11 protein-coding genes are annotated in these 12,728 nt (G+C 44.1%); 4 read left to right on the forward strand and 7 right to left on the reverse strand.

Annotated features, from left to right (window positions below; genetic code table 11):
* Positions 1-266 precede the first annotated feature (266 nt).
* Both ybaL and LG003_RS10410 read right to left on the reverse strand, forming a co-directional pair.
* Positions 267-1,973, reverse strand: coding sequence for a YbaL family putative K(+) efflux transporter (ybaL, locus tag LG003_RS10405; protein WP_112877963.1), 1,707 nt, complete (start codon positions 1,971-1,973; stop codon positions 267-269).
* Positions 1,974-2,214: 241 nt separating this feature from the next.
* Entirely contained in the window at positions 2,215-3,432 is a 1,218-nt protein-coding gene (locus tag LG003_RS10410) for an MFS transporter (RefSeq protein WP_262980680.1), read from the reverse strand.
* Positions 3,433-3,685: 253 nt separating this feature from the next.
* Between LG003_RS10410 and ushA the strand changes: the two genes are divergently transcribed.
* Positions 3,686-5,344 carry a bifunctional UDP-sugar hydrolase/5'-nucleotidase UshA gene (gene ushA, locus LG003_RS10415; protein WP_112877965.1) on the forward strand — a complete coding sequence of 553 codons (1,659 nt, stop codon included), beginning with the start codon at positions 3,686-3,688 and terminating at the stop codon, positions 5,342-5,344.
* 61 nt (positions 5,345-5,405) lie between these two features.
* Here the strand turns inward: ushA and ybaK are convergent, their stop codons facing one another.
* Positions 5,406-5,882 carry a Cys-tRNA(Pro)/Cys-tRNA(Cys) deacylase YbaK gene (gene ybaK, locus LG003_RS10420; protein ID WP_262980681.1) on the reverse strand — a complete coding sequence of 159 codons (477 nt, stop codon included), beginning with the start codon at positions 5,880-5,882 and terminating at the stop codon, positions 5,406-5,408.
* 185 nt (positions 5,883-6,067) lie between these two features.
* A complete protein-coding gene (locus LG003_RS10425) occupies positions 6,068-6,880 on the reverse strand; it encodes a TraB/GumN family protein (RefSeq protein WP_112877967.1) in 813 nt (270 codons plus the stop codon).
* Between the two features lie 297 nt (positions 6,881-7,177).
* Between LG003_RS10425 and LG003_RS10430 the strand changes: the two genes are divergently transcribed.
* Together LG003_RS10430 and LG003_RS10435 are read left to right on the forward strand one after the other, a co-directional pair.
* On the forward strand, positions 7,178-7,495 hold the full coding sequence (locus tag LG003_RS10430) for a type II toxin-antitoxin system PrlF family antitoxin (protein ID WP_262980682.1): 318 nt from the start codon (positions 7,178-7,180) through the stop codon (positions 7,493-7,495).
* Positions 7,495-7,944, forward strand: coding sequence for a type II toxin-antitoxin system YhaV family toxin (locus LG003_RS10435; RefSeq protein WP_262980703.1), 450 nt, complete (start codon positions 7,495-7,497; stop codon positions 7,942-7,944). The genes LG003_RS10430 and LG003_RS10435 overlap by 1 nt, the downstream gene beginning before the upstream one ends.
* 100 nt (positions 7,945-8,044) lie before the next feature.
* On the opposite strand, the gene copA is transcribed toward LG003_RS10435, so the two are convergent.
* Positions 8,045-10,792 carry a copper-exporting P-type ATPase CopA gene (copA, locus tag LG003_RS10440; protein WP_262980683.1) on the reverse strand — a complete coding sequence of 916 codons (2,748 nt, stop codon included), beginning with the start codon at positions 10,790-10,792 and terminating at the stop codon, positions 8,045-8,047.
* Between the two features lie 138 nt (positions 10,793-10,930).
* On the opposite strand from copA, the gene cueR reads away from it, so the two are divergent.
* A complete protein-coding gene (gene cueR, locus LG003_RS10445) occupies positions 10,931-11,332 on the forward strand; it encodes a Cu(I)-responsive transcriptional regulator (RefSeq protein ID WP_112877971.1) in 402 nt (133 codons plus the stop codon).
* Here the strand turns inward: cueR and LG003_RS10450 are convergent.
* Positions 11,326-11,781: an NfeD family protein gene (locus LG003_RS10450; protein ID WP_112877972.1), complete on the reverse strand. Its 456-nt coding sequence runs from the start codon at positions 11,779-11,781 to the stop codon at positions 11,326-11,328. The genes cueR and LG003_RS10450 overlap by 7 nt on opposite strands.
* Positions 11,782-11,783: 2 nt before the next feature.
* The gene (locus LG003_RS10455) at positions 11,784-12,704 is read right to left on the reverse strand and encodes an SPFH domain-containing protein (protein WP_112877973.1); all 921 of its coding nucleotides are present in this window, start codon (positions 12,702-12,704) and stop codon (positions 11,784-11,786) included.
* Between the last annotated feature and the right edge of the window lie 24 nt (positions 12,705-12,728).

Consider the following 12,728-nt stretch of genomic DNA (forward strand, 5'->3'; position numbering starts at 1 on the left):
TATACCCGTCATCTTTCAAGTTGCCTCTTTGTTGGCTGCACTCACTCACCCCGGTCACATCGTTATCTATGCTCCCGGGGATTCGCTCCCTTGCCGTCGCGATGCATCTTGAAATCCATAGGGTATAGAATTGAGTAAAGCAATACTTCAACTGAAAGTTTTGTTCCCTCTGAACCGTTCTTATCACTGATACTTAAGTGATAAGAACGGCTCATGATCCCTACTCGGTAAGGAATAGGGAATGATTCCATCAGCAGTCGCTTTCCTCAAAGTAATGGCGAAAAAGGCGATGCTGGAGGTGGTTCAATCGGATAGCTTTGCTCACTGTTGGCGAATACAGTTGCCATTGTTTTAGCAATTTCATGCTCACCAATAATGACGTGGCTAGCTCCACGCTCTGTGATATAGGTAACTTCATCGTCATAGTCGGCTCGGACGATAATATTAATATCCGGGCGTGCTTCTCTTGCACAGGCGACAATCTCACCCGCTTCATAGCCATTAGGAATAGTTAGTAGGAGGGAGCAGGCGCAATCCAAGCGCGCCAGTGACATAATATCTTTGCTGGCAGCGTTGCCCATGACTGCACTAATACCTTGTTCACCGAGTTCCTCAAATTTGGCTCTGGTGTTTTCAATAACAACCAGAGGGATCTCTTTTTCCTGCAAGCGTTGGCATAGCAAGCTGCCGACACGTCCGTAGCCGACAACGATAGTGTGGCCGCAGATATCGACAGGAATTTGCGTCTCTTCTTCCAACGTTTCTTCCAGTAACTGTTCCTCAATAGTTTCTGTTTTTTCTAGATAGCGATCCAACAGACTAAATAGAACTGGGTTTAGCATGATAGAAACAATCGCGCCAGCCAGAACAAGGTTACGGGCATTTCCATCAAGCAGACCGAGTGCAACCCCAAGGCCGGCTAGAATAAAGGCAAATTCACCGATTTGCGCCAGACTGACTGAAATCGTTAACGCGGTCCGGCGTGAGTGGCCGAACATCTTTACAAGTAACATTGCAGCGGCGGACTTACCAATAATAATGATTGCCAACGTTGCCAATATCGATAGGGGCTGTTGAATGAGGACCATTGGGTCGAACAGCATGCCAACAGAAACGAAAAATAATACGGCGAAAGCATCTCTGAGTGGCAGCGTATCTTGGGCTGCACGGTGGCTTAGTTCTGATTCGTTTAATACCATCCCGGCGAAGAACGCCCCCAGTGCGAATGAAGCATCAAACAGAGCAACGGCACCGTAAGCGATACCCAAGGCGATAACCAATACAGCAAGGGTAAATAGTTCCCTGGAGCCGGTACTAGCGGTTTTTGCCAGTACCCAAGGGATTAGACGGCGGCCAACAACAATCATCAGCAAGATAAAAGCGATAACTTTGCCGACTGTCATGGCGAGCTCCATAATTAACTGCCCGATATTGGCTTCCTTATTACCAAGAATACCGGCAGCTGCGGGCAGTAATACCAGAGTCAGCACCATCGCTAGATCTTCGACAATCAGCCAGCCAATAGCTATTTGACCTCGTTGGCTATCGATCAGTTGGCGCTCTTCTAGTGCTCGTAATAGAACAACGGTACTGGCGGTTGATAGACAGAGACCAAAGACGATACCGCTAAATAATTCCCAACCCAGTATTGCTGATAGCCCTACTCCGAGTAGTGTCGCGACCAATATTTGTGCAATAGCACCAGGGATAGCAATAGATTTTACTGCTAACAGATCTTTGAGTGAAAAATGCAGTCCGACACCAAACATCAATAAGATGACACCAATTTCTGCCAGTTCGGGGGCCAGTGATGCATCAGCGACAAAACCAGGAGTGAAAGGACCAGCGAGTACTCCCGCAGTAAGGTAACCAACCAGCGGTGAGATTTTCAGGCGTTGTGCCAGCATACCAAGCAGATAAGCGATAAAGAATCCGCCAACGATAGTGGTGATAAGTGGTGTCGAGTGCTCCATTAAGACTCCTTCTTGCTGAGGCTAGTAAATAGCATAGTGAAGAGGTAGGTGTAACTGTATTTTATAGATAATTCGAGGTAAATTCGCTAAAAAAATGAATAAAACATCAAAAAATATGGATTGAAAGGATTAAATTACCCGTAACAGGTATTTGTGTTGCTCTATTTGAATATTTATGAGGTGAATAAGCACTATTCCCACATAAAAATTAACTTTTATGTGGGATTGTATGGTGATTTTCCTAGTTCTTATCTTCTATATTAGGTAATAAAGCGGTAAATATGCCAAGTAACGGCAGAAAAGCACAAATCTGATAAACCAGTTCAATACTTGTTCTGTCCGCAATATCACCAAGTACCGCTGCGCCAATACCTCCCATACCAAAAGCCAGCCCGAAAAACAGGCCGGATACCATCCCGGTTTTACCTGGAATAAGTTCCTGAGCGTATACCAGGATTGCAGAGAACGCAGATGCCAGAATCACACCAATAATCACTGATAGAATACTTGTCCAGTACAGAGAAGCGTAAGGCAGAACTAATGTAAAAGGTGCAACTCCAAGGATAGATATCCAGATAACATACTTTCTGCCGATCCTGTCACCAAGCGGTCCACCAATAATGGTTCCTGCTGCAACTGCGAATAAAAAAATAAACAGATGAAACTGGGCGCTTTGCACGGAAATGCCAAATTTGTGTATTAAGTAAAAAGTATAATAGCTACTGATACTGGTGAGATAAAAATATTTGGAAAAGATTAAGATTAGCAAAATAACCAAGGAACCTATCACGGTTTTTCTTGATAAAACTTTAATGGCAGGGCCAATTTTGGCTTGATTTTTCTTGAAATAATTCTGAGCGTTATACCATTTACTGATCTGTAGCAGCACGATGATACCCAGTAATGCTGCCAAAGAGAACCAGCCAACGTTGCCTCTGCCATAGGGAGCAATAAACAGAGCGGCTAGCAAAGGCCCAAGGGAGCTGCCAAAATTACCGCCGACTTGAAAAAGAGATTGAGCTAGTCCGTGGCGACCACCGGATGCCATACGTGCTACGCGCGACGATTCCGGGTGGAATATCGAAGAGCCTGTTCCAATTAATGCAGATGCTAATAGAATTAACGGGAAATTGTTGGCATAGGCCAGCAATAATAGACCGGATAAGGTGAAACTCATCCCAACAGGTAATGAATAGGGCTGTGGATGTTTATCAGTATAGAGACCTATCAGTGGTTGTAATAAAGAGGCGGTAATCTGATAAGTCAGGGTGATCATACCGATTTGCACAAAACTCAGGTTGAATTCTAATTGTAGTAAAGGATAAATTGCCAGAATCAGCGATTGGATCATATCGTTCAATAAGTGTGAAACACTGATTGCCCCAAGAATAGTAAAAACGGTATTCCTGGTTTTTTTGGGGTGAGATGGAACTATGGTGGTATTGCTTTGTTCGCTCATATTCGCAGCCAACCTGTCTTAATCAATAGTCAGTATATTGGTTATTTGTTGAATTTTAATACATATTAGGTAGAGAGTTGATTTTTTACTATCTTGGATATAGTTTTATAGTATTCTCGCAAAGACGAAACAAAACATGTGTTAATAACTGCATAACATAACCTGTCTCAAGAAATGATCAACTTATCCCGCCTTGTTAGCTTTAAAAGCTGTTTTTGCATGGCAATTCACTAAAAAAACATGGAGATATACCATGAAATTCTCGTTCAAGACCTCAGCTTGTGCTTTGGTTGTATCTATAGCACTACTTCCAGCAATCGCAAATGCATGGGAGAAGGATAAAACCTATAACATTACCATTTTGCACACCAATGACCATCATGGTCATTTTTGGCATAACGATTATGGTGAGTATGGTTTAGCTGCTCAAAAAACGGTAGTTGATGAAATCCGTCAGGAGGTCGTGAAAAAAGGTGGTAGTGTGTTACTACTTTCCGGCGGGGATATTAATACCGGTGTACCAGAATCTGATCTGCAAAATGCCGAACCTGATTTTAAAGGCATGAACTTGGTGGGCTATGATGCAATGGCGTTGGGTAACCATGAGTTTGATAATCCTCTGTCAATACTGCGTCAACAGGAAAAATGGGCAACTTTTCCATTTCTGGCTGCCAATATTTACCAAACAAGCACCGGCAAACGTTTGTTTAAACCTTATACTATTTTCGATAAGCAGGGTGTGAAAATTGCGGTTATTGGCCTGACGACTGATGATACGGCGAAAATCGGTAACCCAGCTAATTTTCCTGATGTTGAATTTCGTGTTCCTGCGACAGAAGCCAAAATGGTTGTTGAAGAACTAAAAAGAGATGAAAAGCCAGATGTGATTATTGCAGCAACCCATATGGGGCACTATGACAACGGTAATCATGGTTCTAATGCGCCGGGTGATGTTGAAATGGCTCGCAGCTTGCCTGCGGGCTATCTGGATATGATTGTCGGTGGTCACTCACAAGATCCGGTCTGTATGTCTGCGGAAAATAAAAATTATAAGCAGATCGATTATGTGCCAGGAACCCCATGTTCGCCGGATCGTCAGAACGGTACCTGGATTGTTCAGGCTCATGAGTGGGGTAAATATGTTGGTCGTGCTGACTTCCAGTTCCGTAATGGTGAATTAAAGCTGACTCACTATCAGTTGATCCCTATTAACCTCAAAAAGAAAGTGCAGAAGGAAGATGGTTCTACTGAACGTGCTTACTACACTCATGAAATTGCACAAAACCCGGATATGTTAAAGTTGCTGATGCCTTATCAAGATAAAGGTGATAAACAACTTGGTGTAAAAGTGGGTTCTATTGAGGGTAAATTGGAAGGGGATCGAAGCAAAGTTCGTTTTGTTCAGACTAATATGGCCCATGTTGCGCTTTCTGCCATGATGGAACGCGCGGGTGCTGATTTTGCGATTATGAGTGGTGGTGGTATTCGCGATTCGATTGAATCAGGTGATATCACTTATAAAGATGTGTTGAAAGTGCATCCATTTGCCAACACATTGGTTTACGTTGATATGAAAGGCGATGAAGTCAAACAATATCTGGCGGCGATTGCTAATATGAAAGTTGACTCTGGTGCTTATGCACAGTTTGTGAATGTTAGCCTGATTGCTGATGGTAAAGGTATTAAAGAGGTAAAAATCGGTGGAAAGCCACTAGAGCCGAATAAAACTTACCGCATGGCAATGCTTGACTTTAATGCTATTGGTGGTGATGGCTATCCACGTGTTGATAATTATCCAACCTATGTCAACACCGGTTTTGTTGATGCAGAAGTTTTGAAAGACTATATCGAGAAGCATTCACCACTGAAAGCGGCTGATTATGAGCCAAAGGGTGAGATTATTTATCAATAATCCCTGACAGAATGGTAAATCGAAAGGGCGGCAATTTTGGCCGCCCTTTTGGGGTAATAATTTAAGTTTTTGCAATATCAGCGAAATTACCTCTCAGTAATCTACAGAGATCAGACGACGCCAATTCAATATCTAACCCTCGTTTACCACCTGAGACAAATATAGTTGGGAACTGTTGCGCTTGGTTATCAATAACTGTTGGCAAGTATTTTTTCTGTCCTAGCGGACTGATCCCGCCGACGAGATACCCTGTCACTTTCTGGGCGATTTGGGGATCAGCCATTTCTGCTTTTTTGATTTTAAAAACTTTGGCGACCTTTTTTAAATCCAGTTCACTTGAAACGGGGGTGACGGCTACCACCAAATTTTTAGCTTCACCATTAAGTGCAACCAGCAAAGTTTTAAATACCTGTCTGGCATTGAGTCTTAATTTCCTCACTGCTTCATCACCAAAGTTATGCTCATTTGTATCGTGTTCATAGGTATGAAAAGTAAAGCTAACTTTCTGTTTTTTTAATAGAATGATCGCAGGTGTCATAATTTCATTACATAGAATAATTTTGTAATTAAGGATAATGGATGAAATAGAAGGATGGAATTGATATTCTAACTATGGCTCTGTTGCTTGTGTACAAACAGGTAATATCCCGAACAATAAGAATAACGAGAGTGACAGGTTATTCCTCTTTGATTGGCCAATACTACTGTATTATTGGCCTTTTTTTAATCCTGTTCTTCTGCCAGCATCTGAGGCAAATTCCCTTCACCGTACAGATGCAAAGCACCAACAGCGACAAGATATCGACCGGTAGGTAATTTCCGTAAACGCTTATTCCATCGTTTATTACGTTCAGTCATCAATAGTTGGTATATCTCTTTACTGAAAGTTGTTGGTAAAACATGTTTTTGCTGTTCAGGTTGATAGTCCATCCACCAACTGATCATTGTTTGTAAAGCGCGGGCATTTGCGTGCCAATGGGTTAATGTATCTTCCAGTAGTGGCAGGCCGTTATTGGGAATTTGATTAAGTAAATTAATTTGTGATTCAGTACCTTCTAGTTCAATAACCGTTTTCCCTTGCGCTTTGGCTGCATTCAGTAGCTGATAATCGATACCGTAGTGGGGATGCAGTCCAAGGTTTTGTGCTTGTCCTGCTTGTAAAATTAAAGCGATTTGCCATGAGGGTAATAAATTGAGGAATTCTTCCTGCTGTTGGATTTCATTGCAGCAGTCTTGAAAATTCTGGTACATCTCAGAAGATAAACGTTGTTCGATGCGGTGATATGATTGAAATTCATCATGAAATGGGGAGTCTGCCTGAATAATATCTGCTTCCACGATTAATGTATCGGATAGATTAAGTTGTTCTATCAATATTTCCGAAAGTGGGAACATATTTTTCGTACCCATGTGAATACTGCCTACCAGGTGCAAATGTCTATCACCTGCCAGTATAATATCGTGAGCGGGATAGGGATAACGGTGGGAAGACTTTATTCCCAATATATTGGTAAGGTGTTTAATCAGTCGTCCCATTTGTGTTCCGGTTTAGCATTTATATTTTTAAGGTGACTATCAATATTATAGCTGTACTTCCGCTGTATCTTTATTTATTTCCATTGAATGTTTCTTTACTACTATCAGTATACAAGGAGATTTTTTTGTTCCTTCCATTTACCTTGCTAGCCTTTTAGCAACTATCACAGTCTTTTGGTATAGAGAGTCAGTAGATTGGTGTTCACCGTTAAAGTGAAATAAACCTAAACTAGATTATCTTGACGATGTAAGGATTATTCCTTACACTTTAATGAAAGTGATAATTGGAGATTTGTTATGACATCTATCTATGAACTTGCAACATTGACTTCCAAAGGTCAGATAACGATACCTAAGTCTATCCGTCAGGCATTAGGTATTGGTACAGGTAGTAAGTTGGCCTTTGAGTTGTGTAATGGTGAGATAGTCGTGACCTGTGTAGGAATTGAGCATGAAGATCCTGTCATTGGGGCATTCCTTGATCTATTGTCTGAGGATATTCAGGTTGGGCATCATGTGAGTGGTTTACCTAAAGAATTGGAAGAGGCTATGCAGTACAATGCTGGTCACGCTATCGATCTGAGTGAAAATATTGACGGAGATGTTGTGATTTGATGCAAAGACATGGATGGACACTGCTATATCACTCATGTGTGATACAACAGCTTCAGAAGCTGCATGATGCAGTAAAAAGGGCCGAGAAGAGTGGCCCACACGGGTTCGAGAGCAACTCTAGTGTCAAGCTGTTTCGGGCGTTGAGCAAATTGATTCTGGATGTGGTACCAAGTGATCCTTCTCGGGACGAGTATCGGCAAGGTAACACCTTAGGAGAAGCCTATCGCTACTGGCGACGAGCTAAGATTGGTCGAAGGTTCCGTTTGTTCTTCCGTTATGATTCTAGGGCTAGGATCATTGTGTATGCTTGGGTCAACGATGAGGAGACCTTGCGTTCGGAAGGTAGTAAGTCCGATCCCTATTCGGTCTTCGAGAAGATGCTAGGAAGAGGAAATCCGCCCGATAGTTGGGCTGCGTTGATCGCAGCCAGCCGGCATAAGTGGTTATAACTGAAGTAATTTGTCCACGAATTGGCGATGGATGATGGGGTAAAAGTGTAAAGAGTACAGGGATGACAAATTTTTACAATTTACCCCAATATCGCTAAAGCTAACTCATTTTCGTGGTTTTAGACTTAAACCTCAGTAATCGATTAGCATTACTCACCACCGTAATTGAAGACAGCGCCATTGCCGCACCTGCGACTACCGGATCTAACAGGGTTCCGGTAAAGGGATAGAGCAGACCAGCGGCAATGGGAATACCTAATGTGTTATAGATAAACGCGCCTAGTAAATTTTGTTTCATATTGCGCAGAGTGCCTTTGGATAGCTCAACCGCATCAGCCACACCGTGTAGACTATGACGCATTAGTGTTATTGCGGCGGTTTCAATGGCGATATCACTACCGCCTCCCATTGCAATGCCCACATCAGCCTGCGCTAGGGCAGGGGCATCGTTAATGCCATCCCCCACCATAGCAACTTTGTGACCTGCTGCTTGCAATTTCTGAATCGCCTCAGCTTTGCCATCAGGCAATACACCCGCAATCACTTGATCAATACCCGCTTCTTTTGCAATCGCATTGGCAGTCACCGGATTATCACCGGTCAGCATCACTAAACGGTAGCCTTGGTGATGTAATCGTTGCAATGCAGTCATGGTATCTTCACGCAGTGGGTCACGAATTGACAGCACTGCCGCTACTTTACCTCCTGCTGCCAGAAGAACCGGTGTGATGCCTTGTTCTGCCTGTTGAACAATCAGCGGTTTTAAGTCTTGCGTATCAATCTGCTTTTGTTCTAGCCATGCTTGGTTACCTAGCAACAAGGTTGTGCCATTCACTTCACCGCTGATACCCTGCCCAGCCAGCGTATGGAATTGTCCAACTTGCGGTAATTCCAGCCCTTCGGCTTTAGCAAGAATGGCTTTGGCTAATGGATGGTTAGAGCCTTTTTCCAGTGCACCCGCCCAACGCAATACCTCTTGTTCACTGTACCCATTAAAGGTATGTATATCAGTCAATTGAGGCATACCTTCCGTCAGCGTACCGGTTTTATCGAAAACAATGGTATCCAATGTGCTCGCTTGTTGCAGTGCATCGGCATCCCGAACCAGTACCCCGAATTCTGCTGCTCGGCCGACACCAGAGATAATTGACATCGGGGTCGCCAGCCCAAGGGCACAGGGGCAGGCAATAATCAACACAGTGGTAATAATGACCAATGAATACATAATCTGTGGTGCTGGCCCAACGAAATACCAAATAACACCGGCAATCAGGGCAATGGCGACCACAACGGGAACAAACACGGAGGAAATTTTATCTGCTAACTGACCAATTTCTGGCTTACTACTTTGTGCCTGACGGACCAGTTTAATAATTCGTGCTAATGTTGTCTGACTGCCAACCGCGGCGGCAGTAAACAGTACTGTACCGTCTTGCACCGTCGTACCGGCATGAATGTTATCGCCTTTGGTTTTTTGCTGTGGAATCGGCTCACCGGTGAGCATTGCCTCATCTATCCAAACCTCACCTTGAATGATTTCACCATCAACGGGAACACGATCACCGGTTGTCAGACGTAACGTCATGCCGGGTTTGACGTCAGTCAATCGCATCTCTTTTTCGCCATCTCCTGTCACCACATGGGCAGTCGGTGGTGTCAGATCTAGCAAACGCTCCAGTGCTTTTGAAGAACGCTGACGGGCACGTTGTTCCAGAGCATGCCCCAGGTTTATCAGACCGATAATCATCGCGCTGGCTTCATAATAGAGATGACGGGCTTGTGGTGGAAAACTATCTGGCCATAGGTTGACACTGATGGAGTAAAGCCAGGCTGCACCAGTTCCCAATGCCACTAAGGTGTCCATTGTCGCACTGCCGTTTTTCAGGCTTTGCCACGCATTGCGATAGAAGTGACCACCGGCAAAAATCATCACGGCAAGCGTGATAACGCCGATAGTCAGCCAGATATGATGGTTTTCAGGTGTGAGCATCATATTATCGCCCATCATGCCCCATACCATCACAGGAATACCGACGACTAAGGCTAATGCTGACTGCCAACGAAAACGGCGCATATTAGCGTCAGAAACTTGTTGCTGTCGTTCACGCCGCTCAGCTTCATCCTGAATCAGTTCTGCGCCATACCCGGCTTTTTCTACTGCTTTAATCAGTGCTTCTGGTGAGGCACTACCGGTAATTAAAGCGCTGCGTTCAGCAAGATTCACTCTGGCATTTTCCACGCCATCAACGCTTTGTAATGCTTTCTGAACTTTATTCACACAGCTAGCGCAAGTCATGCCATCCAACAGCAACTGGATGCTCTCATCGCTATCACTCACAACGGATACGTCAGTTTTTTCGACCGGAAGGGAGGAGGTTGCCGCTGCCAAAGGTTCCGGTCTGTTTGAAGCAGGTAATGTCAGCGGCTCAGATTTTGGGGAGTTTTGACCAGAAGCGAGTTTTGCTTGATAACCTGCCTGCTCAACAGCGGCAATCAGGGTAGCGACATCGGCTTTACCGTAAACTTTAGCTGTTTCAGTATTCACCTCTGCGGCGATAACGCCATCTACGGCTTCCAACGCTTTACGAGTCGTACCGGCACAATGCATGCAACTCAGGCCAGAGAGAGCCAGTTCAACATCGGGTTGACTGGCGATTATCGCATCGTAACCGGCTGCTTGAATTGTTTCGATTAATGATTCAGCAGAGGCTTTACTGATGATTTTGGCATAATCGATCGTAATATCCGCTTGTTCCACATCTGCATGATTTGCTAGTGCCTTTTTCACACTGTTAACACAGTGCATACAGGAGAGTCCCTGCAAGGTTAAAATGGTTGTGTGTGACATAAAAAAACTCCTAACACATAGTGATGTAATTATTCTTCACACCTGTGTGATAATTGATGATATCTACACAGTTCAAGTGAATTTCTGACTTATTGCGAAGGTTAAACCTTCCCTCAAGGGTAAGGTCAAGGGGAAAAAATGAACATTAGTGAGATTGCCCAAAAAACCGGTCTTACCAGCAAAGCGATCCGGTTTTATGAAGAAAAAGATCTGATTACACCGCCGGAAAGGGGGGATAACGGCTACCGTTATTATCAGCAGAAACATATTGATGAACTCACGCTGTTGCGTCAGGCAAAACAGGTAGGTTTTACGCTTGATGAATGCCGTGAATTTTTAGTGTTATTCCGCAATCCCAATCGACACAGTGCTGATGTAAAAGCAGCAACATTGCATAAAGTGGCTGAAATAGAAAAGGCGATTGAAGAGTTGCAGAAAATAAGAAGTAAATTGTTATCTTTGGCGGAAGAGTGCCCTGGAGATGACGGGGCTGCATGCCCCATCATAGATCATTTATCGGGTTGTTGCTCTCATCACTGAGAACTGACCGGTTTTACTTTCAGGGTAATGCCATCAACAGCGATCACTTCTACTTCGGTATGGGCTGGTAGTTCACTATCACAGTGAACTCGCCAGCTTCCATCCGCCAGTTTGACCCGGCTGTAACCATTTTCAGTATCTGTAGTCAGTTTGGCTCGGATACCGATGAGCTGGTGGTCTTTCTGGTTCAGGGTATCGCCGCCTTTTGATGGGCGGCGACGTAACCAATAGCGCCATAGCATTGCAGAAAGCAGCGTCAGAGTGGCAAACAAAATGCCTTGCCATTCCCAATCTATTCCTGGTAGCAACCAGGTGACAAACGCAACAACGATAGCGGCTATACCCGTCCATAACAGATAGCCGCCAGTTCCCAGAAGCTCTGCAATTAACAGTAAGCCGCCAAAAGAGAACCAGAGCCAAGGGGTTTGCGCCGCAATCTGTGCAATCATGGTTATTTACCTTTTTTGCTTTCGCCAATCAGTTCAGTAATACCGCCAATCGCACCCATTAGATTGCTCGCTTCCAGAGGCATCATAATGACTTTGCTGTTACTGGAAGCGCCAATACTGGTCAGTGCATCCGTATATTTCTGGGCAACAAAGTAGTTAATTGCCTGCATATTACCGTCAGCAATCGCATCGGACACCATTTTAGTTGCGCGAGCTTCCGCTTCGGCGGCACGTTCACGTGCTTCTGCCTGGAGAAATGCCGATTGACGTTCCCCTTCTGCTTTTAGAATTTGAGACTGTTTTTCTCCTTCTGCTTTCAGAATAGCCGCCTGACGGATACCTTCTGCTTCCAGAATATCAGCACGTTTTGTACGTTCTGCTTTCATCTGGGCGTTCATGGCAGAGATCAACTCTTTTGGTGGACGCACATCACGGATTTCAATACGGGTAATTTTCACTCCCCACGGGTTAGTGGCTTCATCAACAATATGTAATAGACGACTGTTGATAGAATCACGCTGCGACAGCATTTCATCCAATTCCATTGAACCCAAAACGGTACGGAAGTTGGTCATCGTCAGATTGATAATGGATAGTTCAAGGTTGCTGACTTCATAAGCAGCCCGAACAGGATCGACAACCTGAATAAAGCAGACTGCATCAATAGTAACATTGGCGTTATCGCGGGAAATCACTTCCTGTGAAGGAATATCCAACACTTGTTCCATCATGTTAATTTTACGGCCAATGCGATCGATAAAAGGGACGATAATATGCAAACCCGGTAATAAAGTTCGGGTATAACGGCCAAAACGTTCTACCGTCCATTGATAGCCTTGTGGCACTGTTTTTACGCAAGTAAAGACAATAACCACCGCAATAAATATCAGAATGGGTACGGCACCAAAAGCGAATAAATCCATAGCAATTCCTTACAATTAAATAAA

This window comes from Photorhabdus kleinii (genome assembly GCF_025384885.1).
In the GTDB taxonomy this organism is placed as follows: Bacteria; Pseudomonadota; Gammaproteobacteria; order Enterobacterales; family Enterobacteriaceae; genus Photorhabdus; species Photorhabdus kayaii.